The sequence below is a fragment of the Sellimonas sp. genome (assembly GCF_047234585.1).
Lineage (GTDB): Bacteria > Bacillota > Clostridia > Lachnospirales > Lachnospiraceae > Sellimonas > Sellimonas caecigallum.
Genome location: NZ_JBKSWG010000017.1, coordinates 1 through 23,815 on the forward strand (window position 1 = coordinate 1; position 23,815 = coordinate 23,815).

Here is a 23,815-nt window from a genome sequence, read left to right on the forward strand (position 1 = left end):
AAATATTGAACTTTCAAGGTTCAACACACCTTATTGGTGTGGGAAGTCTTAGTCATAAAGTCGTACCCCGGTCTTGCTGCCTTCTCATTTTGGTGGGCTGAGACCGGGGTACGACTGCTTTTCTATTCTTTTCTTCTGCTAAATCTGCGTGCTTCTTCCAGAAAATGTACCGCAAAGTCTGGGCTGGATGGATAATACAGATGCGGAAATCCCCAAAAATGGCACTGTCCCTGGTGGATACAGTCGAAGGAAACTCCTGATGCAGGTTTTCTTGCCGTACAATCCAATCCATTGGTCTCGCTGTCGTAATAGTGGAACTCATGGCCTTTGATGACCGAACCTTTTGACAAAAATACGGGCTTTTTTTCGGCCAGCTCGATATAGCCAAAGCGGACAAGTTTCCCGGCATAAAAACATTTACCCGGCAGCACGTTGCACATCTCATATGTTTCCCCTTTTTCATTTTGCAGTGCTGCATGGAGATACAGAAAACCGCCGCACTCTGCTACAGAAGGCATCCCGGTTTGGATGGCTTGTCGGATGGATGATCGCATGGGCACATTTTCTTCCAGCCTTTTTGCATGCAGTTCGGGATACCCTCCGCCTAAAAGGAGTCCGTCGAGCTGCTCCGGCAGCACATGGTCGTGCAGAGGGGAAAAGGGGATGAGCTTCGCTCCCAGCTTTTTTAAAAGGTTCAGGTTTTCTTCATAGTAAAAGCAAAATGCCTCGTCCAAAGCAATTCCAATCCGGATTGGGGATTGAGATAAGACAGGGGACACATATTTGGAAAGGGAATCATCTGAACATGGAATGCTTCCTGCAAGATCCGACATTTCTATGATTCGATCTACAGCAACGCATTCTTCCAGTGTATGAGCCGACGCACAAATCTGTTTTTTGATATCTTTGACCTCCTCCGGAAGTTTCAGTCCGAGATGTCTGCTCTCCAGCTTTAGCTCACTCTTATTTGGGAGAAATCCGAATACCGGAAGAGAAAGCTCTGCTTCGATCACAGGTGCGATCCGTTCGCAAAAATTCCGGGATGTTCGATTTAAAATGACTCCTTTTATCCGGTTTTCTCTGTCATACTTAAGAAATCCTGCCAGCAAAGGAAGGATAGACCGTCCCATTCCATGTGCGTCAACAACCAGCAGAATCGGAAGCTGAAGAATGGAGGCGACATGGTAGGCGCTTCCTTCCTCGCGGACACCTCCAAGCCCGTCAAAAAGTCCCATGACTCCTTCCACAACTCCGATTCCGTTGTCTGCCATTCTTTGTGAGTAAATTTCCCGGAGCAGTTCTTCTCCACAAAAGAAACTGTCCAGGTTGCAGGAAGGGACATCGATCACTGTCTTGTGAAACATCGGATCGATATAATCCGGCCCGCACTTAAAGGAAGCAGGACGGCATCCTCTTTGTTTCAGTGCCTCTAAAAGGGCGCATGTAACCGTCGTCTTTCCGCTTCCGCTTTTTACTGCGGCAATCATAATGCCGCGCATGTTCTGTTTCATCGTCATCTTTTTTACTCCCCGCTGAAATCAAAACTACAGATATAAATAGGATTTTCTGCCTGCATCAGATGAGAACTTCCTGCAAATCTTGATTTGCTTACTTGAAGATGCAGGATTTCCTCCTCTTTGATAGGCATGTATTTCCGAATCGCTGCTATTTTTCCCATAGTCTCCAAAGTGACCGCGGTCATCACGATCCTCATATTCCTGTTCTTTTCATAAAGTTTCCGGAGAATTTCCTCCAGTCTTCCGCCGCTTCCTCCGATAAAGGCATGGGTAGGAGCCGGGAGATTTTCGAAACATTCCGGAGCCTGTCCTTTCACGATATGTACATTTGGAAGGGCAAACTTTTCGCGGTTCTGGCGGATCAATTCTACTCCTTCGTCTTTTTGTTCCAGCGCATACACCTGGATTGTTTCCGAACGCTCTGCGATTTCCATAGCCACAGATCCCGTTCCACTTCCAATATCGTAAACAATGGCATGCTCTGTCAGTTTCAACGTACAGACTGCAAGTTTTCGCACCGTTTCTTTTGTCATAGGAACCTTTCCACGGACGAACGCTTCATCCGGTCTGGCAGGAGCAAGATATTTTTGTTCACAGTGCGGATTTAAAACAGCAAGAATGTACAGCCCTTCTTCTTTCAGCTTTGTACACTGTACAGGATTGTATTCCGTGACCGTTTCTTCGGGGTGGGAAAGCTGGAAACCGACGAAGATCCGACAGCCGGACAGATGATTTTCTACCAGTATACGGCCTACCTCTCGTACATCTGATACTCCGGAGACAAGAAGAAAGAGTTTTTCATGATATCGTATATCAGAGAGAACTTCTGCTTCCCAGTTCTTTCGCCCTCCTTTTCCATGGATACTCCGTATGACTGCGTCCTGCCAACTGATTTTGCATGCCGCTGCAAAATAAGAGACAGAGGAAATGCCGGGAAGTACCTGGATGGAAATATCCGCCTCTTGCCCTTTCTTCCATTCTTCCAGTTCTTTGTAAAGATTCCAGCTGCCGCTGTAAAAACCGGTATCTCCAGAAAAAAGGACAGCTGCCTGGATGTTTTTTCCGCAATAACATTGCATTTCCTTCTCTTTTAGTATATCAGTAAGGACCGGCAGGATATCTTTCGCAGTGTAATAAGGGTAGGCAGCAGTCTGTTTTTTGTTGGTATACTGCTCTTTGATTCCGCAAAGAAGTCTTTTGGCCCCAAATAGATAGTCCGCTTCCTGGATCCGTTTTTCGGCCAGCTGTGTCCTTGTTCCAGAATCCCCCATTCCGATCCCGATCAGAGAAATATGTAAGTGTATATTAGGGGACAAAGATATGCCGGTAAGGGATGAAAGCTTATCGCACACTTCCTGGAAAGAGAGCCCGTCTTGCTTTTCTGGATTCCCGATGACATGCACATGGATTCCCGCCTGTTTGGCGGCTGATACTTTCTCTGGAAATCCTCCTGTAGTTCCGGTTTCTTTTGTCACAAGATGGCATATTTCATACTGCCGGATCAATGCCAGGTTCATTTCTTCAGAGAATGGCCCTTGCATAGCTATGATCTGTTTTCCCTTTAATCCTGCTGCCCTGCATACTGCGATGCTCTCTTCGCTTGGAAGTACGCGCACGTAAAGACGCTCTTTCAGGGATGCTTCTTTACAGTACGTCAAAAGTTCTTTGCTCCCTGTTGTAAGAAGAATGTTTCCTTCCGTGGAAAGGAGAGCTTTAGCGCAAGATTCATTTGTTCCAAAGTAACACTGAAGGAAAGGACTGTTTTCCCGTCCTTCTGCATTCTGTCCGGTTTCCCGTTTTAAACGAAGATAAGGGATCCTCGCCATGGAGGCGCTCATCTTCAGATTGCGGGATACTTCTGTGGCAAAAGGATGGGTTGCATCCACTACGGCAAGAAAATCCTCCTGCCTCATAAAGTTCTCCATTGCATTCAGATCCATTCGTCCCTGATAAAGTTCAATGCCAGACAGAGGATCCATAACTTCGCTTCCGTATTCGGTAGCCACACAGACGGCTGAAGGTACACCTGCATTTGCCAGAATTTCCGTCAATCTTCTTCCTTCTGTTGTACCGGAAAAGATCAAAATCCGTTTCATAGGCGGTATCCTCTTTTCGTGATGAGTTTTCCATCCAGAATCAGAGACTGCGAATTCCCGATGAATACAGTGGTAAACATATTGGCTTTCAGATCGCGAAGTTCCTGCAAAGAACACACGCCTACTTTCGTTCCCTCTCTTCCGATATTTTCCACATATCCGCAAGCCCTTTCCGGGGATGCCTTTTTCAGCAGAATATCACATGCCTTTTGAAGATAGTCTGAGCGTTTTCTGCTGGCAGGATTGTAGATGGCAATGGCAAAATCCCCTTCTACTGCCGCAGTAAGCCGCTTTTCTATCTGCTCCCAGGGGGTTAACAGATCAGAGAGACTGATGACGCAAAAATCGTGGTTCAGAGGCGCACCGAGAACTGCTGCCCCGCTGTTTGCCGCTGTAACTCCAGGAATAACGGTAAGCTTACAGTCCGGGTATTCCCCGGAAAGCTCGTACATCAGAGAAGCCAGTCCATAGACACCGGCGTCCCCGCTGCAGATCAAGCAAACCTTTTTCCCCTCCAGGGCCTTCTCATAGGCCATACGGCACCTGTCCACTTCCTTTCTCATAGGTGTGGACAGACATTCCTTTCCCTGAAACCGATCGCCCAAAAGTTTCAGATAAAGAGGATATCCTACAATGACATCACTTTCCTCCAGAGCCTGAATAGCCTGACCTGTCATCATGTTTTCCTCCCCAGGACCGATACCTGTGATATATATTTCATGCTTCATCGTGTTTCCCTCCTGCCCATTCTATCGTCCATATCCGCTTTGCCGCGGCAATTGTAATTCCATTTTCTGCCTGTTTTGCAAGCACCAATGTCCCGCCTTCCCCGCAGGCAGCCAGAGCGGCTCTTTCGCAGACGTTGTCGACCCCGACTGTCCGTTTCACAAAATCCGAACTGTGAAAATTTCCTTTGACACGGCAAAGTTCCTCTTCCGAAAAGGTTACAAAAGGAATCCGGTTTTGCGAAGTCCACTGGCAGATTCCTGTCTCATTCTTTTTTCGGTCAATCGAAGCCACTGCCGCTATATCGGATACCGAAATGCCAAGATGCTCCATGCATTTTTTTATCATTGTCCCGATATCCTCTTTTGATTTCCCTTTTTTACATCCGATTCCCAAAATATACTCTTTTGGTTTCAGCTTCAAAACTGCCTGTTCCCATACATCTTCTTTCGGGGAGATCACAATATCTGCAGCAGTTTGCGGAGGATATGGGACTATCTGCAATCCTTCGGGTATCCGTCCTGTTTCGTCTGGTATTCGGTCTGATCCTCCGTCAATGGAAATCGTCACATTCTCATCCCGCAGGACTTTTGCAGAAATCTTTGCGATGCCGCCTTTGTTTACAATGTGCAGATCATTCTGCTTTGCAAACAGATCGACGGAAAACTTGTGGTGGATATCGGTAGCTGTCGTGATGACTGGGATGAGATGCATCCGGCAGGCAATCAGATCTGCAAGTTCATTTGCCCCGCCCATATGGCCGGACAGGATTGGAATCACATACTGTCCTTTTTCGTCCATCACAAGTACAGGACTGTCTGTCAATTTATCCTTTACAAAGGGAGCGATGGCACGGACTGCGATTCCGCAGGCGCCTACAAACACAAGGGCATTTTTGTTTTCAAACTGTTTTTTGGCCCATGGGATCAGTCCTTCCTCCGGCTTTTGAAAGATTCGAACTTCGTGGTCTTTCAAGCTTTCTCTGAGCTGACTCGCCAGCTGCTTTCCCTGTTCCGTAAAACTGATGACACTGATCTTCATAGACGTTTTCCTCTGAATTCGGTCTCGAAATCCGGCGCATACAATCTGGAACGCTCATAATGGCGATGCGCCACTGCATTTCCTACGAGAATCAGCGCTGTTTTTGTGATGTTGTGATCTGAAGCGGTCCGGGCAAGGGTAGATACCGTACATATATGAGCTTCTTCTTCCGGCCATGTTGCTTTGTATACGATAGCTGCCGGCGTGTCCGGCGCATATCCGCCTTTTACCAGACGTTTCTCCAATTCTTCCAAAAGCCCGGTGCTCAGATAGATGGCCATAGAAGCCTGGTGTGCTGCAAAACTTTCAATGCTTTCTTTTTCCGGCACTTTTGTCCGCCCTTCCATCCGCGTGATGATCAGTGACTGGGATATGCCTGGAAGCGTATATTCAAGATTCAACGACGCAGCAGCGCCAAAGCAGGCGCTGACTCCCGGACAGCTCTCATAAGAAATCCCTTTTTCGTCCAAAAGATCCATCTGTTCCCGCACAGCCCCATAGACACTTGGATCGCCCGTGTGCAGACGTACTGTCATTTTTCCATCTGCCTCTGCCTGCACCATGACCTCCAGTACTTCCTCCAGTGTCATCGTGGCACTGTTAAAGATACTACATCCCTCTTTTGCATAGTCGAGAAGTTCACGGTTTACAAGAGATCCCGCATAGATGATCACATCCGCCTGTTCCAGATATCGCTTTCCCCGCACGGTAATCAAATCTGGTGCCCCTGTTCCGGCTCCTACAAAATATACCATATGTCTCCTCCTTTTCTTTTTCTCAATGTTCTTTCATGATCTCCTGAAGCAATTCTTTGGCACCGCTGCTGGCAGCCAGTTCTCCTGCTTCGCTTGAGTACATGATACACTCTATCCGAAGGTTTTGTCCGGCCCTTTTATTCAGATAGAACATGATTTTTTCCATAATCCGCTCCATCACGGCATTTTGCTTCCCGGTTTTTTTTAGGATCTGCAGCGCTTCCTCCGTGACTGCGCATGAAAGGAGCTGGCAAACGGTTTCTGTATCCACCCCTTCTAAAAGAGCGGCAGCCGCCAAAAGCTCCATCCGACAGTCCCCTTCTCTGGAATGCGTGTTCATGATACCGCCCGAGATTTTAATCAGCTTCCCGATATGGCCTGTCAGCAGCATTTTTTGAAAGCCGCACTTTACTGTCATATCGATCGTATCGCCGATGAAGTTGCTGCATTTTACACTTTTATCCAGATCATACCCATATGTATGCTTCATATAATCTAAACCATAGTTTCCAGGAGATACCGCAATACAATCCTCTCCCATTGCACGGTGTTGGCGAATTTCGACCAAAATAGTGTCCACAAGAGCCTGCTCGCTCATAGGTTCCACGATCCCGGTCGTTCCAAGGATCGAAATCCCCCCTTTAATACCAAGTCTTGGATTGAATGTGCGTGCAGCCAGTGCTTCTCCGCCGGGGACAGATATCTCCACCTGGAGTGATCCGTGAAAATCGACACTTCGGCAGACTTCCCTTACCTCATATGTGATCATGGATCTAGGGACGCGATTGATGGCTGCATTGCCTATCGGCTGATCCAGACCTGGTCTTGTAACCCGTCCGACACCAGTTCCTCCGTCAATCTTTACTTCCGCTTCACTGTGCGTCGCTTCTCCCGCATCATGATTCATGGAAACTTTGGCGTAAACAAGGGAACCTGTCGTCACATCCGGATCATCCCCGCCATCCTTTTCTACCGCGCAGGAAACTTCCCGCTCTGTCCTGCAGATATCAAGAACTTTGGCGCAGTAGGGGATCCCTTTTGGAGTCTGTATCATGATTTCTGTTTTCGTTCTTCCTGTCAGGAGCATGTAGGCCGCCGCTTTTGCCGCCGCTGCCGCACAGCTTCCGGTCGTAAACCCATATCTCAATGATTTCATATATATCTCCTGTCTATTTCCCATCGATAGCCATCTAGCGGCCAAGTTCGTAGAGCAGCGCGTTGCAGATTGCAGCCGCCACGTTGCTTCCTCCCTTTCGCCCCCGATTGACAATGTGGGGAACCGATGTCTCCAGGATCCGCTCTTTTGCGGCCTCAACATTTACAAATCCCACCGGCACACCGATGACAAAAGCCGGAAGAAACGTTCCATCCTGAATGTAGTCATACAGCCTAAGCAGAGCTGTCGGCGCATTCCCAACTGCAAAGATAACCGGCTTATGAAGCTTTGCAGCAAACTCCATACTGACAGCTGCCCGTGTCACATTTCGCTCTTTTGCAAGAGATGCCACTGTTTCATCAGCCATAAAACAATGCGCTTCTCCCCCAAACCGCGCCAGTACTTTTTTATTGATGCCGGCCAATGCCATATTGGTGTCGGTTACGATATCTGCTCCCTCGAGAATCAGTTGTCTGGCTTTTTCAACTGCATGTTCCGAGAAGACAAGTGTTTCGGCGTAGTCAAAATCCGCTGTCGTGTGAATGACACGTTTTGTCACAGCTTCCTGTTCTTTTGGGATGACAATGCCTCTTTTTTGCAGTTCTTCCCCGATAATTTCAAAACTTTTTCCTTCGATTTCTCCTGGTTTACAGTATAAGATCTTTTCCATCACATTTCCTGCTTTCTTTCTGTATAATCTGCCCGATTGCCTGGATCAGCTCAGTATTTTCCCGTCTGTTCTTTACCGCAATGCGGTAATATCCGTTGCTTAGTCCCCGGAAATTGCTGCAGTCCCGAATCAGGATGCCTTTCTTAAGAAGCTGATCGAAAAGGAGATGCTCTGTATAAAACATCATGTAGTTTGCCGTGGACGGGAAGACGGAGATCCCCATTTTTTTCAGTTCTTCTGAAAGATACTTTCGATCAGTCTTCACATGCCGGATCGTCCTCTCCAGATAGTTCATCTCACGTGCCGCTGCAGCTCCGGCTATCTGGGCAAACACAGAGAGATTCCACTCCGGAAGCTGGCGTGCGATGTCCTGATGCCATTTCTTATTTCCGCATACGAGATAGCCAAGCCGGACACCGGGGATGGCAAAAATTTTCGTAAAAGCGCGTACGACGATCAGATTTGGAAATTCCTCCGCTCGAAGAAGGAAAGAATCCTGTGTTCCTGTCTCTGTAAATTCAATAAAGCATTCATCCAGCACCACTGTGATTTTCTTCTTCATACAAGTCCTTATCAGTTGTTCCAGAAAGTTTGGTTTCAGCAGATTCCCAACCGGATTATTAGGATTTGCCAAAAATAAAAGATCCGTATCTTCCGGAATGTGTTCCAGGAATGTGTTGTCCAGGCAAAATCCGTTTTCCTTTTTCATTTCATACCAGACAATATCGGCGTGACAAGCTAAGGCTGCCTTCTCATACCCGTAAAAGGAAGGAACTGGGATCACGATCTTTTTAGGCTTTAACCCATGAATAATTGCAAGAAAGAGTTCCGATGCCCCGCTTCCGCACAAAATCTGGTCCTCCAAAGCGCCGGTCATGCTCCCAATGGCCTTGATTAAACCGGCACATCGGATATCCGGATAGCACGTACATTGTTCGACTGCTTCCAGCATAGCCTTCTTTACAGAATCCGGAATCCCGAGAGGATTTATATTTACAGAAAAATCCAGTGTGACATGGTTGCGATAGATATCTCCACCGTGCATGATTCAACCTCCTGTTTCAATAGTCAGACTAAAAAACCGCCGTCACAGTCCAAAGCAAAAGGATACAGATCCCCTCACACAATCCCGCGGTGCTGTAAAGAAGCTGATTGGCACGCCGAATGTCAGATACTTCTACCGTTCGGATCGCATCTCCGATGAATGGTTTTTTTACAATCTTTCCGAAGTAGCTGGCATCCCCGGCAAGCTGTACCCCAAGTGCTCCTGCACAGACCGCTTCCGTCTGCGCAGCATTTGGACTGGAATGCTTCTTTTTGTCTCTGAGATAAATGCGGCAGGCACGCGTGCCGTCAAACTCTTTTCCCAGCAGAAATGACGAAACGATCATCAGCCATGCGCTGACTCTGGCCGGAATATAGTTGGCCACATCATCCAGCTTTGCCGCTGGCCTTCCAAAATACAGATAACGGTCGTTTTTATACCCAATCATAGAGTCCATCGTGTTGACCGCTTTGTACAGAAAACCGAGAAAAGGACCTCCGATTGCCAGATAAAGCATAGGTGCCACGACGCCGTCGGATGTATTTTCCGCCACTGTTTCTACCGCCGCCTTGATGACTCCGCGCTTGTCCAGAACCGAAGTGTCTCTTCCGACAATCATGGACACCGCTGTCTGCGCCTCCTCAAGTGTTCCTTTCTGCAGTTTATCATAGACTTTCATGCTCTCGGTCTTCAGGCATTTGATTGCAAGAATCTGATAAGTCATAAAGCTTTCGATTGTTACCCCAAGTGCCGGGGAAAGCAGATAAGCACCCCACAGTATGCCTCCGGACACTGTGCCGGTAAGGAGCAGAACAAAAAAGACAAGTATACCGCCTCTCATGACAGGATGTCTTTTTCCATAGAGATATGTCTCTAGCTTTCCGATCAGTTTTCCGATCAGACAGACCGGGTGCGGCATCCAGTGCGGATCCCCAAACAAAAGATCCAGAACAAATCCGATTAAAAAAGAGGTAATGTGATAGTTCAGCATAGTTTTTCCAACTCCAGTATTGCTATGATTTTGTCCGAACAGCGCAGTCGACAGCGATATCCGTCCGAGCATTTTACCTGATAGTCAAAATATTCCCCGCCAGACAGAGCAGAGAGCAGCGCCATGATCGTGCCGCCGTGTACGACAGCTGTGATTTTATCCTTTTCAGACGCTTTTTCCTTTTCCAGACAGGAGAGCATCCGGAAAAAACCGAAGACCACACGCTTTTGAAATGCCTCTCTGCTCTCTCCTTTCGGAAATGGCAGCATCCCTCCGCTGTCGATCCAGGCCTGATATTCCGGATTTCCATTTAGATCTTTATAATTTTTCCCCTCAAACAGTCCAAAGTCCATTTCTGTCCATTCGGGAATACACTGAAAAGGAAGATTAGGAAAAAGGATCGTTGCTGTCTCACGACAGCGGAGCATAGGGCTTACGAACAAGTGGTTTGGCGTCGCGTACATCCCGTTGTCCTTACGCATTTGCAGTTCCTCTTTTCCTTCCTCCGAAAGAGCTTCCTCCGTTTTTCCCAGATAGCGATGTTCCAGATTTGCTTTTGTCGCACCATGTCGGATCAACGTCATGTTTATTTCAGTCTCTGCCCGATTCCACATATGACACGTTCCACCCTTTCCGCCTTTTTTGCCAATTCAATCTGGATTCGTCCGAGACGTTCCCGGTAGTCCCGCTCTTTTTGCTCTGTCGGCACAATGCCGTTTCCGATTTCATCGCTGATAATGATACTGTCTGGATTTTCCTGTATCCAGTTTTGTATCTTTGTTTCCGGGTCTGATCCTTCTTCCAGACATTTTCGGAACCACAAGTGGAAATGGCTTAGAACCGGCCTTTTTCCGTCGCGTCCTTTCCGCAGATCCTCCTTGTCACCCTCTATGACATCCAGGGCTTCTTCTTTATGTGTCTGCATCACATAAGCAAGTTTCCCCTGTGCATATCCACCAATAAATAATTCCATTTTTTCTCTCCTTCAAGCTAAAAAAGATGACTGCCAATCGCCGCGCCTATCACAATAGCTGCCTCACAGAGCAGCAGAAAATATCCTGCTGTATCTCCTGTGACTCCTCCAAATTCATGGTAGCTTCGGATACGGTAAAACAGAAATGTTCCTCCCGCCCCGATAAGTGCAGCCACTCCAGCTGCGGGAGACAAAAGGAGCATTGCAGCCGCGCAGACCAGCATCTCCAAAAAAAGAACGAATACAACGTTCTTTTGGGCTGCGCGCTTGGAGAAGGCACGCAGTAACCCGTCCTTTTTTGCAGGACGCAGGCAGATCGCGCCAAGTCCGCTCATGATCCGGGACAGCACAAATCCCAGGCTTACGACTGCCAGATCTTTCCCAACTATGACTTCTGAAAATGCGGCCAGATATATGAGGTAATACAAAAGCAGCATGATCACAGAAAAAGCTCCGATATGAGAGTCCTTCAGTATCTCAAGTTTTCGTTCTCTGTCCTGATAAGAGTGGAGGGCATCCATCGTATCCATGTATCCGTCTACATGAAATCCGCCTGTGACAAGAATCGGTATTGCCGTTCCCATCAGTACGTAAGCCAGACTGCCTATATGAAAATTCCGGCAAATCCATCCCCACCCACTTATAAGCAGACCGATGACTGCTCCGATACAAGGAAAAAAACAAAATACGTATTTCATATCTTCTTCCTTCCAGTCGAATTGTGGGACTGGGATTTTGGAATACATGGAAAAAGCGATCACACAAGATCTTAAGATTTTCATTTTTTTCCCCTTTCCTTTTTCAGTATCACAGGAATACCTGCCACTACTTCTGTGACTTCGTCCGACTCGGATGCAAGGGCACAGTTAATCTTTCCAAGTGCATCCATATATGCCGTTGTAGCTGGATCATATCTCACTCCGTCTTCAAATACATTGTTCGATACAATGATAAGATGCCGGACACGATTTCGCAAAATACGGATCCCCTGCACGATATTCCGGACAACCTCGTCCGCCGGGCGTACGTCTTTGCCGAACATCTCATTTGCCGCCAGATTTGACATACATTCCAGCAATACCGCGCTTTCTCCGAGACGAGAGGGATCCATCTGGTCCAGAGCCTGGAGGATATCTCTTGGCTGCTCGATTGTGCGGAATCCTTTCCCTCGGCGGAGCTCTCTGTGGCGGTTGACTTTTCTTTGTGCGTCTTCGTCATACACCTGCATTGTGGCAAGATAATATTTGACTTCCACGTCTTTTATCTCTTCCAGCAAGCTCTCCGCAATGGCAGATTTCCCGCTTCCGCTTCCTCCCAACACCAAAGTTACCATGACTTTTCTCCTGTTTCTTTCGTTTCCTGTGTCTTTGTATACCGCCTGTACTGCTCTACATGAATATCCGAAAACGTTGTCTGTCTCTGATAAAGGGACAACGCCATGTCAAGCAGAGCAAACATCATAACCGCCCCTGTTCCTTCTCCAAGCGCCAATGACGCGTCGATGACCGGCGAAAGACAAAGTTCGTCCAGTATCTGTTTTGCCGCAGGTTCCTTACTTTTGTGGGAAGGGATCATATATGCCCGTGTCCCAGGTTTCAGCCGCTCCGCAGCCAGGGCTGCCACTGCGCTGATAACGCCATCGAGAACAACCGGAAGATGATACATCGCCCCACCGATAAAAACACCGGTTAATCCTGCAATATCCAATCCTCCCACAGACATCAGGATACGAAGCGTCTCTTCTTTTCTTAAATCGTATTTTTTCAGAGCTTCTACGATCACGTTTCGTTTTCTTCTTAGACCCTCATCGCTGAGCCCAGCTCCCCGTCCGGTAATTTCTTCCACGGGCAATCCGGTCAAGGCCGCTGCGACCGCACTGCTCGTCGTTGTATTTCCGATTCCCATCTCGCCGGTGGCAAGCAGCTGGTACCCTTCTCTTTTGCAGTATGCTGCCATCTCGATTCCGGTTTGGATCGCTGCCAGGGTTTCGCTCTCTGTCATGGCTGGTTCTTTTCGAAAGTTTTTTGTTCCATGTGCGATTTTTCTGTCGATTACCCCTTCAATTTGAGCTCCGTGATTGATACCGATATCCACCGGGATCACATCGGCACCGATACGAGTGGCCATCTTTCCGACAGAGGTCTGATTCTTCCCCATAAAAGAAGATACCGCCAAAGTCACTTCCTGACCGGACTGACTGACCCCTTCTTCCACAATCCCATTGTCCGCGCACATCACGATAACAGCCTTCCTGGAAATATCTGGATAAACGTTTTCAAGAATCGCTCCGATCTGTGCGGTCAATTCTTCAAATCGCCCCATTCCGTCCAAAGGTTTGGCCATATGATCCCATTCCGATCGGATCCGTCTGTAAATTTCTTTCGACGGTTCCTGGATTTTTATTTGATTTAATTCCTCACTCGTCATTTCTGGCTTCCCTTCTACAACCTGGATTCCCTGAGCATCCCGTAGATTGCGTCCATATCCAGATACTTGCGCAGTGTGTCCGCCAACTTATCGTACTGTATTTCTTTCAACTGTCTGTACGAGTACATCCCGTCTGTGTCGCAATGAATACCTTTCTCTTTTGCCAGCGCCGAAAGGATGGCTGCTGCGATTCCTTCCGCATCAAAAATTCCGTGCAGGTATGTTCCATACACATTTCCATTGGAAAGGACGAGGTGTTCCGCCCCGCTTTTTTCTGTGCTTGTATTTCCCATGTGGATTTCATATCCGGAAACTTCCATGCCGCTCAGACAGGAAAGCCTTCCACGGATTTGATGAAGGGATGACTTCTTTTGGGTCCTTGTTTTTTCCTGATGCAAGGTCGTCTCCACAGGGAGGAGTTCCATTCCTCTCATCTGGCCGCCTTCTTCTACGTGATATGGGTCACAGATCTGCTTTCCAAGCATCTGATAGCCTCCGCAGATTCCAAAGATGATCGTATCCTGGGATTTTTTCTTGACAGCTGCTTCCAATCCGTTTTCCCGCATCCAACGCAGATCCCCCATTGTATTTTTGCTGCCAGGCAGGAAAATCATGTCCGGATCTCCCAGCTCAGATACGGAAGTCACATACCGTACCGTCACGGATTCATTCTGCTCAAACACATTAAAGTCTGTAAAATTGGAAATTCTCGGGCAGCGTATAACTGCCAGATCGATCATTCCCCTTTTTTTGCGGTCAAATCGGATTGTCAGACTGTCCTCATCTTCGAGGGAAAGCGGTGTATAAGGTACGACTCCTACCACCGGGACGTTTCCTCGCTGTTCCAGCATTTGAATCCCAGGATCAAGAATCGTCTTGTCGCCGCGGAACTTATTGATGATCAGCCCTTTGACACGGGATCGTTCTTCATCCGAAAGGAGCGAGAGTGTCCCGATCAGCTGTGCAAACACACCGCCTCTGTCGATATCTCCCACAAGAAGCACCGGAGCATCTGCAAGTTTGGCCATCCCCATATTTACAATGTCATTTTCTTTTAAATTGATCTCTGCCGGACTTCCGGCTCCTTCGATGACGATAATATCTGACATGGACGAAAGTTTCCGGAAAGCTTTCTTGATTTCCGGGATCAGCCTTTTCTTGTACGAAAAATATTCTTTTGCCGGCATATTTCCAAGCACTTCTCCATTTACAATGACCTGGGAACCCATATCCGTCGTCGGTTTTAAAAGGATTGGATTCATACAGACAAGCGGAGCTATTTTTGCCGCTTCCGCCTGCATAACCTGGGCTCTTCCCATCTCCAGCCCTTCTTCTGTGATATAGGAATTGAGAGCCATATTCTGGGATTTGAAAGGCGCCGCCCTATACCCATCCTGCACAAAAATGCGGCAAAGTCCGGCACAGATCAAACTTTTTCCTGCATTTGACATCGTTCCTTGTACCATGATCACTTTTGCCATATCCTCTCTCCTTCCAATAGTTTTCCCCTGTCTTTTGCATACAGGAGCAGCTTTTTATTTTCTTTATTCCATTCACTAAAGTCAGTAAGTGTGCAGATGACATGTCGGCAGCGGTCAATCTCTTCCTTGGCACACACTACTGTATCTTGTCTGATGGGACAGTATGCCTGTTCTTTTATCACTCGTTCAGAGAGAGCTTCCGCCACAGGTGTATCTTTGTCATTTTCCCACAAAATACCTGCTGAAAAAGGGATCCCCTCTCTTTGCAGTCTGCGGTAAATCGGAATTCCGCTTCCATTTCCTCCAATCACAAACACGCGAGGGATTCCATGTACGGCAGGCAGCTCCACTCTTCCGGAACACTCATCGAAAGTTCCTGTTGTAATCCCATACAATTCTTTGATATATCCCGGGAGAAAAACGTTCTCCGGAGGACCGAAACGATCTACATATTCTCCTTTCACACAAAGGATCTTATCTGAGATCCTCTCTGCCAGATCCAACTCATGCAAAGACATAATGACCGTAAGGTTCTTCTTTTTTGTCATTTCCTGGAGAACGGACAAAAACTCCAGCTTATACCGCACATCCAAAAAAGAGGTCGGTTCATCCAGCACGAGTACATCCGGATCCTGCGCAATGGCTTTCGCCAGAAGAATACGCTGCTTCTGGCCGTCGCTCAGCGTTAAGAATTCTTTTTCAGCCAGTTCCTCCGTACGGACTGTTTCCATTGCCCTCTGGACTGCTTTTTTGTCCGTCTCAGACAGAATTCCAAGACGCCCCGTATAGGGATATCTTCCCATCGCCACCACCTCTTCGCAAGTCATCATTTCCGGGTGGATCCGTTCTGTCAGCACGACAGACAGCCTTTTTGCACGCTCTTTCTCCGACAGTCTATTGATGCATACTTCTTCCAGCTGCACTTTCCCGTTAAGAAGCGAAAGCTGTCCTATGATACTTTTTAAGATGGTAGATTTTCCAGCGCCGTTTGGCCCGATTAAAGTCAGGATCTCTCCTCTTTTGATTTCAATCTGGATATCCCGGATCAGTGGGACACCGTCATAGCCCACTGTCATGTTTTTAGTATAAAAGAAATAATTTTGCATATCAATCCGGACGCTCCTTTTTTCTGCATATCATCACATAAATGACCACCGGCACACCGAAGATTGCTGTGACCGTGCTGATGGAAAGCTCGGTAGGTGCAAACAATGTGCGCGCAATAAGATCACAGAACAGGCACCACACAGCACCACCCAAAAAACAAGCTGGTATCATGAAAAGAGGTTTTGCCGTGTGAAACATCCTCTTCATGATCTGTGGAACCGCGATGCCAACAAAGGAAACGGGACCTGCAAAGGCCGTCACACAGGCCGAAAGCATGCTGGATAAAAGCACAAGTGCAATTCGAAATGACCGGATATTTACCCCCATGCTTTCTGCGTAAGACTCTCCCATCTGATAAGCTGAGATAGGCTTGGACATCAGAAAGGTCAATCCGCCTGCCGCTGCCACAACAATGATCATGACTGCCACGTTGCCCCATGAAATCCCGGAAAAACTCCCCATGGACCAGTTGTGAAGATTCACAATGTCCGAATCCTCCGCAAATGTCACGATCAAGTCTGTAATTGCTGAGCAGATATATCCGATCATAATACCGCTTACAACGAGCATTGCAGTCTGGGGGAGCCATCTGGAAATCAGAAGGACAAATCCCATAGAAAGCATTGCGCCTGCAAAAGCGGCCAGGATCATGAGAACCGAACTGATACGGATGCCAAATCGGAGAAAGACTACCATGACAATGGCAACTGCAAGTTTCGATCCCGAGGAGATGCCAAGCACATACGGCCCTGCGATGGGATTATGAAAAAAAGTCTGGAGTAAAAAACCGGAAAGTCCCAGTGCACCGCCCAGGATGATCGCTGCCACGCTACGTGGAAAACGGATTTCAATAATGATGTTGCGGAACATGTCTTTTCCATTTCCCATCAGGGTTTCCACGATTTCTGAAAACGGGACAGAGACGCTGCCGATACTGATGTTTAGAAACAGAAAAAAGATCACAATCAGAAATAAGATTCCAAACAAGATCGTATATTTTATTTTTTTATTCCAACCTGAATAAGTAGGTAAATGTAGCTTCATTTTGCTCCTCCGCTGTAAGCATATTGTGAAAATCCAAGATTACTGTTCCGAGTTTCATGGAATCCTGATATAAATTCTGTGTTGTGCAGTAAACGTTTCCTTCCTGTACCGCCTTAAATTCTTTTAATAACGGGCTTTTCTTTAAAAATTCTTTCATAGATCGTACACCGCCGTCGATAGTACTGTTGTAGATCAGATAATCGGCATCTTTTGCCCTTGCGTAAAACTCTTCCAGCTGCATGTTTACCGAAGAGGAAGCGCTGTCATCCCCAAGATTGGAAAAAATATACTTTCCGCCTGCGAGATTTATCATCTTTGCCACATAATCTCCGGATTTGCGGACACTTGCCGTTTCGTTGGATGTAATATAGAAAAATGCCACCGTCTTGTCGGTTCTCTCAGCTTTTGTTACCGATTCCAAAGCTGCTTTTTGTTCTGCAAATGCCTGCAAAGCTCTCTCTTCTTTCCCTAAAAGCACCCCGTAAAGCTTGACCCATTCAGTCCTTCCAAGCGGATGCTCTTCGTAGCTGGAGCGGTCCACCAGAACTGGAATCCCTATTTTTTCGAGTTTCTCTTTTACATCCGGGGAGTGAAGGATCATGGTGGATTCTACCGCAAGATCACATCCCACATCTACAATTTTTTCGTAATCCGGCATATTGTATTTTCCGGCATATTCTATAGCCCCGGAAGCCATCGCCTTTTTTGCCTCTTCGATATACCATCCCTCTTCTTTTGTGCCGGACAGCCGGATGGAATCCAGCCCATCCAGCGAGCAGAACATATCCATGACAGCGGATGCCACGAGGTAAATATGGTCGATTGGCTGTTTTAGTATCACGATGTCTTCTGAAAGGTCTTTTGGAATCGGTCGCTTTTTCGGAACAACCAAAAAACGGCTTTCATCGGATATCGTAATCAGTGCATAGCCTCCGTCATAGTAATCCACTGAAAATTCCTTTGCATAGTCGAGTTCCATACTATGATCATATGTCAGAGACGTACTGATCTGTACGTCATCTGGCTGGCCGTTGGCATCCTTTGCCTTTCCGCAAGATACCAATATAAGGGTACTTATCATACAAATGAGGAGAAAAAATCCTGATTTCTTTGTCATTCCATCTGTTCCTTCCTGAAAATAAGGAGACATCAAAGACCAATCCTGTTATTCCAGATGAAAGGTCAGTGTGTACTCGATCTCATGAGGTGTGCCCATGGCAGTCGTGTCTGCGATAACCGTCATTTTCTTATCAAACACACTTACTGGGATCTCGAAAGTGGAGTTTCCCTCCATGTTGACTGGATAATAAATCTCTGTCCCGATTTTCATATAATCGTAATTTGGGCTGCTCCACTCGATTCGAGCATATGCCTTTCTGTTTTTTACAAGCAGGACTGCCGGGGAGGATACGCTTGCTCTGCCGCTTCCTCCTTCCAACGTAACCTCAACCTCATACTCCCCGTCCTCCATATCCACGGAGACCGGTTCACTGTTGGAAGAGGTTCCGTTTTCGTTTTCTTCCTCCACCTTGACCGGGTTGGAGACACTTACTTTATGGTCATACCATTTTCCCTTTTTTCCGATCAGGGCAAGATCGAATTCCTTTTCCAGTTCTGGAACAGGAACATCAAAACCGTATACTTCTTCTGTGTAACCGTCACTGTAGGTTACCGTATCTGTGGTAGGTTCCAGAACTTTAGCTCCCTCCTTTTTTGCATCTTCTGCAAGGCCAGGAAATAAATTCAAAATATTTTTGGAAACAAGGGAAATGTGGATTGTCATCTCCCCATCTTTTACGGTCAATGTTCCTTTTCCGTCATGGGCCTCATTTACATGAAACATTCCGCTGTCAGTGTGAAATTCTGCAGAATATACCCCGTCTTCCAACGCCGCTTTTTTGCTCTGCTGGGAAGTGACAGCTTCCTTTTTATCCGCCGTCTTTTCCGTGTCTTGTCCGCTGCAGCCACTGATCAGTGCACTGGACAAAAGAGAAATGCATATTAATGTAATTATTTTTTTCTTCATAACTGTCTAACCCTCTTATTCATTCATTACTGCTTTTGTATGTGAAACATAAAGTTTCTGTATTTCTGAAATGGATCCAAGTCCGGAAATCTGTACATCTATGGAATCAAATTTTCCTGATGCCTCGAATATACTTTTCCAAGAGTCTTCCTCATCTCCTGCCATATCGTTGCTGGCATGATCTCCAGCCACCACCATCAGAGGACGTAGAACCACTTTTTGATATCCAGCTCCTGCGACCGCATCCATCACTGCTTCACATGCGGTTTCTTCCGGGGCTCCTTCCACTGTACCGATATAGACGTTGTCGTATCCCAGAACATCCATCTGCGTCTGCATCTGACTGTAAGACACTTTTGCTGTATGTGAAGTGCCGTGTCCTAAAAGTACAAATGCAGTTCCATCTTTCTTTGCCGCATTTAAGTCTGTGTATCCGGCATCTTTTACTGCGGCCGCAGTCACTGCTTTTGCCACCGCTTCTTTGGACTCGTTGATGACTGTCGCGTCGGATCCCACTTCCCCTAAGAGCGGCTCCGCAATTTTGACAGTTGCAAACTGATCCTGGTACCCCTCCACTGCCTTTACCAATTCATCGTACTCTGCTCCATGCATGAGATGTGTCGGCTGAATCACAAGTTGCTTTACTTTGTTTGCCACAGCGCGATCCAATGCCTGCTGCATATTGTCGATCTTCTCGTCATCTCTTGACTGGATATGATTGATGATAATTTGGGAGGTAAAAGCTCTTCTCACAGACCAATCCGTGTACGCTGCCTGCAGGGCATCTTCAATTCCTTTGATGTCCTCCGTCCGGCTGTCGTTAAAGGAAGTTCCAAAGCTGACGACAAGAAGTTCCTTCTCCCCTATTCTGTCCTGATTTCGTGGATCGTCTTTGGATGCGTCTCCGGTATCTCTGCCAAAATAATCCGGATCTGCGTTTTCTCCTTCCACAAGTTTCTTTTGTGTGTTTGTCAGTGCATCCCATGCTTCCTTTGCCTCAATACATTGTGCATCGGTCTTGTCTGTTCTCTTTTGCACATAGATCATGTCGATCAGTTCTGCCACTGCATCTGCTGCTTTCTGATCAGAGCTTTTTTTCTCCTCAGATTTCTGCTCCGCTTCTTTTGCTGTATCTGTTCCTGCACATCCGGAAAGGATAGGCAGTCCAAGGAGCGCTGCTGTAAGCAAAGCAGCGATTTGTTTTTTCATGCTGTTTTCCTCCATTCTTTTATGATATGAATAAAATACCGGATATCATCCCATAAAAAAGAGTGCCACAACAAAACAGTCCATTTACAAAATGTAAACGGACTGCAAAATAAAAGCCAAACCAAATAAAAGACAACATCTTTTTGTTCGTTTCGCCTTCTATGTACAACCAATTACTCGTGGTCTGGAATTACATCCCGTACAACGGCAGGCAGGTCTCCTGACTTACAGTTCATCGCGCCCGGCCGTCTTCCCGATTTCTCAGTGACACAATGGCCTGCGCTCCCTAAATACAGTGACGAGTTCGTACAGGATTCGCACCTGTTTCCCTTTTCACCAGATCAAGAAACTTCGGTTTCTTATCTGACACCTGTCGTTTTCTTATTCAATTGATTTTTATTATCACACAATGGTGCGCAAAAATCAATATCTAATTTTCCTTCAATAAGATCAGTCTCTTTGACTCTTTTCCTTTTCGCTGCTCAACGACTCGAAATGTGGAAGCAGTTTTTGGGAATGCCATAAGATGAAATTCTCCCCTGCTCTGACTCCAGTCTATGGATGCAGTTTGATTCTTTAAATACGCATATTTCAACACCTGTCTGCCTTTGCAGAATACAAGAAGCGTTTCGCTGTCGCTGTAATCCATTCGATAATGTTTGATTTTATCGAGCTTGACATTACAGAATTTTTCTGCTTCTTTCCTTGACGTATATGGGCCAACTACTACCATGCTGTCCCATTCGCCATCGATGATCTTCTGAAAATCAATTTTATTCCCGGCCTTCAGCTCTCCGGCAATATTTTCTGCAATCTGCGGGTCTTCTTCAAGCACCGATATTTTTTCAGCATAAATAATAAGTATACCAAGCATCACTAAAATCAGCAGGCCGAATACCCATCTCTTTTTATACATCAAAATACCCCTTTCTGAATTTGTAGTCTATGGATATTGTATCCGATAAATCTTAGAATTCAAAAAGGGGTATTCTTAAGTTTTTGTAAATATATCGATTTTAATCAGGAAAAGAGTTCCCATTTTCCCCTGTCGTTAGCCGACAATACGCCATTTTTTGTCGACAGCATTCAGAAGTTCATGTCCATCTTCTGTTACCAGTACGAGATCTTCGATTCGTACTCCATATTTTCCTTCCAGGTAGATACCCGGTTCGATGGAGAAGATCATGCCCGGTTCTGCAACATTTGTGTTGATCGGGCTGACATCGCCATATTCGTGGTCTTCCTGTCCGATGAAGTGACCAAGACGGATTTTCCAGTATTCGCTGTATCCTTTTTCATCGATATAATCTCTTGCCTGTGCGTCAATATCGCAGAAACGCACGCCTGGTTTGATTACGGATTCTGCTCTCAGAACAGCTTCGCGAACAATGTCGTGAATTTCTGTCTGTTCCGGGTCTGCAGATTTGCAGTAGAATGTTCTTGTCATATCAGAACAGTAACCATTCCAAACACATCCCATATCAATCAGCACACATTCGCCAGCTTTCAATGTTCTTGTATCGCTTGGCATATGATGCTGATCGGCTGCATTCGGCCCGAAACATACAATCGTGTCGAAGCTTAATCCAGTTGCTCCGGCTGCCATATATTCAGCTTCAATAAAATCTGCGATCTGCTTTTCTGTCATTCCTTCTTTTATGTAATCAGCAACTTTTTCCATAACCGCATCGTTGATTTCAGAGGCTTTCTTCATGATCGCGATCTCTTCTTCATTTTTCACTGCGCGGACACCATCTACACAGTCTGAACCCCATACAGTCTTAAGCTGCGGAAGTTTTTCCTGCAACGGGATAAGGAAACGTGCCGGCCATGTCTTATCGATACCAAGTGTCTGAGATGGATCGATCTGATCTGCGATGATAGAAATCTGGTCTTCCATATCAGAGAACCATACTTCTTCAAATCCCGTATCCTTTACAAAATATAAGTAGTTGAGAAGCATCGTGTGCTTTCCGTTTGTTCTGAGGATCAATGCGTATAACCTTTCGCCCGGGTTTACCATGATCCCTGTCAGGAAGCGGATACTCAAAGGATCAGAAACGATCAGCTGCGTAAGTCCTTTTTCCTCCATTTTTTCTAATACTCGTGCAATTCTGTCATTCATTTTAAAATGCTCCTTTCTCGATGACACTGTAATACAGAAGTATTATAGCACAATCAAACAATGTATCCAAGTGCAAATTTCGTGCATTTTCACTATTTTTCTTTCGCGTTCGGGTAAATCTGCTCCATTCGCTGATCGTCAAATCGTTCATCTATGAGCCGTTCCAGTGCATTGGACGGCGGTATTTCTTTTACCCGCATATCATACCGAATCAACGCCAACATAGACACGGTAATATTGGCAATCATAAAGATGACTAACACCCATGTGAAAATGCAGCCTGCTTTAGCCGGAAGTTTTTCAATCCATGCGGAAAAGCGAGGATAAAGGATTTTAATCCAGATTACCGCCGCAAATCCCCAGAAAAAGCAGTAAAGTAAGTTGATTCGTGCACCGAGATTAAAAGGAATCTCACTGTAGTCCCAGAAGATTTTCCCAAAAACAATCTCCGTGAATACGCTGCAAAGATATTCGTATCCTCCGCCCAGAAATGTCCCGACAAAAAAAAGATACCGATCCGGTTTATCCCGGTCTTTATAAAGCAAGGCAGTTGCAGCAGCGATAGCTAATCCCCAAACGATGCTGAATGGTCCCCACACAAGACTGCTGCGGCTCATCCATATGCCGGCGGTCAATCGACAAAAAATTGTCTCTGTGAAATCCCCAAGAACGGCTCCGACGAGAAACAGCCAAAACAGTTTATAAAATCCGCATCCTTCAGCAAATTTTCCTGTCTTTGGCGTAGATGAAGCAACCCTCTTCTCTACAGGATACACGTTTACGATCCTTCGTTCTACTCGCCCGATGATCCTGTGAATCGCAGTGTGAAGGACGACAGCTGCTTTCCGGTGTATACGAACCACTTTCGGAACCGGTCTTCTAATATGGATGATTGCTGTATAAGAAGCCGCCATGTCCAGTGCACAAACAGCTGCCAATGTCCATACGACAATCGTGCCGAAAAGATCCGGGATGACGTGCAAAAGCCGGACTATATTCTCATCGCCGTACCGAACGGTCAGCATGCCGAGAATTCCCCACAGTACTGTGTACTGCAGACAGATATAGCCATCAAAATTCCAGCGCTTGTCGGAGTAGTCCCACCATTTATGCTGATTCATACGTTCAAGAAGTTTTCCTGTCATCCATTCCAGCATTGTGCCGAGAACCGCGCATCCGAGGAAAAGAAAGAACAGATTGCTTTTCAGTTCCTGGAAGGCAACAACCATGACAAGGGCGCCGATTCCGTAGACAAGGCAGAACGGGCCTGTAGAAAATCCCCGGTTTACAAATGTCTTCTTTTTTATGGTGCCTGTCACTGTCTCGATCGTCCATCCAAAAAAGGAATAAACAATGATGAGCCAGACACATTCTGTCAATGTAAATTGCATATATTTATCCTGTGTGTAGATTCAGATTGGACAGT

General features: G+C 46.5%; 23 protein-coding genes and 1 riboswitch. All 23 genes read right to left on the reverse strand.

The features are described from left to right. Positions 1 to 122: 122 nt before the first annotated feature. On the reverse strand, positions 123 to 1,517 hold the full coding sequence (locus tag ACLROL_RS08135) for a cobyrinate a,c-diamide synthase (protein ID WP_413067666.1): 1,395 nt from the start codon (positions 1,515 to 1,517) through the stop codon (positions 123 to 125). Between the two features lie 5 nt (positions 1,518 to 1,522). Beyond that, the gene (cobK, locus tag ACLROL_RS08140) at positions 1,523 to 3,613 is read right to left on the reverse strand and encodes a precorrin-6A reductase (RefSeq protein ID WP_413067667.1); all 2,091 of its coding nucleotides are present in this window, start codon (positions 3,611 to 3,613) and stop codon (positions 1,523 to 1,525) included. Beyond that, entirely contained in the window at positions 3,610 to 4,341 is a 732-nt protein-coding gene (cobJ, locus tag ACLROL_RS08145; RefSeq protein ID WP_287448883.1) for a precorrin-3B C(17)-methyltransferase, read from the reverse strand. The genes cobK and cobJ overlap by 4 nt, the downstream gene beginning before the upstream one ends. Continuing rightward, complete coding sequence (locus tag ACLROL_RS08150; protein ID WP_287448885.1) at positions 4,331 to 5,380, reverse strand: cobalt-precorrin 5A hydrolase; 1,050 nt, start codon at positions 5,378 to 5,380, stop codon at positions 4,331 to 4,333. Before ACLROL_RS08150 ends, cobJ begins: the two co-directional genes overlap by 11 nt. Beyond that, positions 5,377 to 6,135: a precorrin-4 C(11)-methyltransferase gene (cobM, locus tag ACLROL_RS08155; RefSeq protein WP_221919849.1), complete on the reverse strand. Its 759-nt coding sequence runs from the start codon at positions 6,133 to 6,135 to the stop codon at positions 5,377 to 5,379. Before cobM ends, ACLROL_RS08150 begins: the two co-directional genes overlap by 4 nt. Positions 6,136 to 6,157: 22 nt before the next feature. After that, positions 6,158 to 7,282, reverse strand: a complete 1,125-nt coding sequence (cbiD, locus tag ACLROL_RS08160) for a cobalt-precorrin-5B (C(1))-methyltransferase CbiD (protein ID WP_287448914.1) — start codon at positions 7,280 to 7,282, stop codon at positions 6,158 to 6,160. 43 nt (positions 7,283 to 7,325) lie between these two features. Beyond that, the gene (locus tag ACLROL_RS08165; RefSeq protein WP_287448887.1) at positions 7,326 to 7,961 is read right to left on the reverse strand and encodes a precorrin-8X methylmutase; all 636 of its coding nucleotides are present in this window, start codon (positions 7,959 to 7,961) and stop codon (positions 7,326 to 7,328) included. Next, entirely contained in the window at positions 7,939 to 9,006 is a 1,068-nt protein-coding gene (locus ACLROL_RS08170; RefSeq protein ID WP_413067668.1) for a pyridoxal phosphate-dependent aminotransferase, read from the reverse strand. Before ACLROL_RS08170 ends, ACLROL_RS08165 begins: the two co-directional genes overlap by 23 nt. Before the next feature lie 28 nt (positions 9,007 to 9,034). Next, complete coding sequence (gene cbiB / locus ACLROL_RS08175; protein WP_087202701.1) at positions 9,035 to 9,994, reverse strand: adenosylcobinamide-phosphate synthase CbiB; 960 nt, start codon at positions 9,992 to 9,994, stop codon at positions 9,035 to 9,037. Further along, positions 9,991 to 10,611, reverse strand: coding sequence for a histidine phosphatase family protein (locus tag ACLROL_RS08180; protein WP_287448892.1), 621 nt, complete (start codon positions 10,609 to 10,611; stop codon positions 9,991 to 9,993). The genes cbiB and ACLROL_RS08180 overlap by 4 nt, the downstream gene beginning before the upstream one ends. Continuing rightward, on the reverse strand, positions 10,584 to 10,970 hold the full coding sequence (locus ACLROL_RS08185) for a bifunctional adenosylcobinamide kinase/adenosylcobinamide-phosphate guanylyltransferase (protein ID WP_413067669.1): 387 nt from the start codon (positions 10,968 to 10,970) through the stop codon (positions 10,584 to 10,586). The genes ACLROL_RS08180 and ACLROL_RS08185 overlap by 28 nt, the downstream gene beginning before the upstream one ends. Positions 10,971 to 10,987: 17 nt before the next feature. Next, the gene (gene cobS, locus ACLROL_RS08190; protein ID WP_287448896.1) at positions 10,988 to 11,752 is read right to left on the reverse strand and encodes an adenosylcobinamide-GDP ribazoletransferase; all 765 of its coding nucleotides are present in this window, start codon (positions 11,750 to 11,752) and stop codon (positions 10,988 to 10,990) included. Beyond that, the gene (locus tag ACLROL_RS08195) at positions 11,749 to 12,303 is read right to left on the reverse strand and encodes a bifunctional adenosylcobinamide kinase/adenosylcobinamide-phosphate guanylyltransferase (RefSeq protein ID WP_413067670.1); all 555 of its coding nucleotides are present in this window, start codon (positions 12,301 to 12,303) and stop codon (positions 11,749 to 11,751) included. The genes cobS and ACLROL_RS08195 overlap by 4 nt, the downstream gene beginning before the upstream one ends. Continuing rightward, complete coding sequence (gene cobT, locus ACLROL_RS08200) at positions 12,297 to 13,397, reverse strand: nicotinate-nucleotide--dimethylbenzimidazole phosphoribosyltransferase (RefSeq protein WP_287448900.1); 1,101 nt, start codon at positions 13,395 to 13,397, stop codon at positions 12,297 to 12,299. The genes ACLROL_RS08195 and cobT overlap by 7 nt, the downstream gene beginning before the upstream one ends. A gap of 14 nt (positions 13,398 to 13,411) precedes the next feature. After that, the gene (locus ACLROL_RS08205) at positions 13,412 to 14,878 is read right to left on the reverse strand and encodes a cobyric acid synthase (RefSeq protein WP_413067671.1); all 1,467 of its coding nucleotides are present in this window, start codon (positions 14,876 to 14,878) and stop codon (positions 13,412 to 13,414) included. Beyond that, the gene (locus ACLROL_RS08210; RefSeq protein ID WP_413067672.1) at positions 14,866 to 15,984 is read right to left on the reverse strand and encodes an ABC transporter ATP-binding protein; all 1,119 of its coding nucleotides are present in this window, start codon (positions 15,982 to 15,984) and stop codon (positions 14,866 to 14,868) included. The genes ACLROL_RS08205 and ACLROL_RS08210 overlap by 13 nt, the downstream gene beginning before the upstream one ends. 1 nt (position 15,985) lies before the next feature. After that, positions 15,986 to 17,029 carry a FecCD family ABC transporter permease gene (locus ACLROL_RS08215; protein WP_413067673.1) on the reverse strand — a complete coding sequence of 348 codons (1,044 nt, stop codon included), beginning with the start codon at positions 17,027 to 17,029 and terminating at the stop codon, positions 15,986 to 15,988. Beyond that, positions 16,992 to 18,146, reverse strand: coding sequence for an ABC transporter substrate-binding protein (locus tag ACLROL_RS08220; RefSeq protein WP_287448907.1), 1,155 nt, complete (start codon positions 18,144 to 18,146; stop codon positions 16,992 to 16,994). The genes ACLROL_RS08215 and ACLROL_RS08220 overlap by 38 nt, the downstream gene beginning before the upstream one ends. Positions 18,147 to 18,194: 48 nt before the next feature. Then, entirely contained in the window at positions 18,195 to 19,055 is an 861-nt protein-coding gene (locus ACLROL_RS08225; protein ID WP_287448909.1) for a hypothetical protein, read from the reverse strand. Positions 19,056 to 19,070: 15 nt separating this feature from the next. Continuing rightward, positions 19,071 to 20,264: a sirohydrochlorin cobaltochelatase gene (locus ACLROL_RS08230; RefSeq protein ID WP_087202645.1), complete on the reverse strand. Its 1,194-nt coding sequence runs from the start codon at positions 20,262 to 20,264 to the stop codon at positions 19,071 to 19,073. 192 nt (positions 20,265 to 20,456) lie between these two features. Beyond that, positions 20,457 to 20,653: riboswitch (cobalamin riboswitch) on the reverse strand. Positions 20,654 to 20,694: 41 nt separating this feature from the next. Beyond that, positions 20,695 to 21,180, reverse strand: a complete 486-nt coding sequence (locus ACLROL_RS08235; RefSeq protein ID WP_287449712.1) for a hypothetical protein — start codon at positions 21,178 to 21,180, stop codon at positions 20,695 to 20,697. Positions 21,181 to 21,315: 135 nt separating this feature from the next. Continuing rightward, a complete protein-coding gene (locus tag ACLROL_RS08240) occupies positions 21,316 to 22,389 on the reverse strand; it encodes a M24 family metallopeptidase (protein ID WP_087202641.1) in 1,074 nt (357 codons plus the stop codon). A gap of 92 nt (positions 22,390 to 22,481) precedes the next feature. Beyond that, a complete protein-coding gene (locus ACLROL_RS08245) occupies positions 22,482 to 23,780 on the reverse strand; it encodes a putative ABC transporter permease (RefSeq protein WP_413067674.1) in 1,299 nt (432 codons plus the stop codon). Between the last annotated feature and the right edge of the window lie 35 nt (positions 23,781 to 23,815).

Bases quoted from the DNA above. Each gene is read 5' to 3' on its own strand.
- ACLROL_RS08135 (WP_413067666.1), bottom strand. From the start codon at position 1,517: ATGACGATGAAACAGAACATGCGCGGCATTATGATTGCCGCAGTAAAA.
- cobK (WP_413067667.1), bottom strand. From the start codon at position 3,613: ATGAAACGGATTTTGATCTTTTCCGGTACAACAGAAGGAAGAAGATTG.
- cobJ (WP_287448883.1), bottom strand. From the start codon at position 4,341: ATGAAGCATGAAATATATATCACAGGTATCGGTCCTGGGGAGGAAAAC.
- ACLROL_RS08150 (WP_287448885.1), bottom strand. From the start codon at position 5,380: ATGAAGATCAGTGTCATCAGTTTTACGGAACAGGGAAAGCAGCTGGCG.
- cobM (WP_221919849.1), bottom strand. From the start codon at position 6,135: ATGGTATATTTTGTAGGAGCCGGAACAGGGGCACCAGATTTGATTACC.
- ACLROL_RS08165 (WP_287448887.1), bottom strand. From the start codon at position 7,961: ATGGAAAAGATCTTATACTGTAAACCAGGAGAAATCGAAGGAAAAAGT.
- ACLROL_RS08170 (WP_413067668.1), bottom strand. From the start codon at position 9,006: ATGCACGGTGGAGATATCTATCGCAACCATGTCACACTGGATTTTTCT.
- ACLROL_RS08180 (WP_287448892.1), bottom strand. From the start codon at position 10,611: ATGTGGAATCGGGCAGAGACTGAAATAAACATGACGTTGATCCGACAT.
- ACLROL_RS08185 (WP_413067669.1), bottom strand. From the start codon at position 10,970: ATGGAATTATTTATTGGTGGATATGCACAGGGGAAACTTGCTTATGTG.
- cobS (WP_287448896.1), bottom strand. From the start codon at position 11,752: ATGAAAATCTTAAGATCTTGTGTGATCGCTTTTTCCATGTATTCCAAA.
- ACLROL_RS08195 (WP_413067670.1), bottom strand. From the start codon at position 12,303: ATGGTAACTTTGGTGTTGGGAGGAAGCGGAAGCGGGAAATCTGCCATT.
- cobT (WP_287448900.1), bottom strand. From the start codon at position 13,397: ATGACGAGTGAGGAATTAAATCAAATAAAAATCCAGGAACCGTCGAAA.
- ACLROL_RS08205 (WP_413067671.1), bottom strand. From the start codon at position 14,878: ATGGCAAAAGTGATCATGGTACAAGGAACGATGTCAAATGCAGGAAAA.
- ACLROL_RS08210 (WP_413067672.1), bottom strand. From the start codon at position 15,984: ATGCAAAATTATTTCTTTTATACTAAAAACATGACAGTGGGCTATGAC.
- ACLROL_RS08215 (WP_413067673.1), bottom strand. From the start codon at position 17,029: ATGAAGCTACATTTACCTACTTATTCAGGTTGGAATAAAAAAATAAAA.
- ACLROL_RS08220 (WP_287448907.1), bottom strand. From the start codon at position 18,146: ATGACAAAGAAATCAGGATTTTTTCTCCTCATTTGTATGATAAGTACC.
- ACLROL_RS08225 (WP_287448909.1), bottom strand. From the start codon at position 19,055: ATGAAGAAAAAAATAATTACATTAATATGCATTTCTCTTTTGTCCAGT.
- ACLROL_RS08230 (WP_087202645.1), bottom strand. From the start codon at position 20,264: ATGAAAAAACAAATCGCTGCTTTGCTTACAGCAGCGCTCCTTGGACTG.
- ACLROL_RS08235 (WP_287449712.1), bottom strand. From the start codon at position 21,180: ATGTATAAAAAGAGATGGGTATTCGGCCTGCTGATTTTAGTGATGCTT.
- ACLROL_RS08240 (WP_087202641.1), bottom strand. From the start codon at position 22,389: ATGAATGACAGAATTGCACGAGTATTAGAAAAAATGGAGGAAAAAGGA.
- ACLROL_RS08245 (WP_413067674.1), bottom strand. From the start codon at position 23,780: ATGCAATTTACATTGACAGAATGTGTCTGGCTCATCATTGTTTATTCC.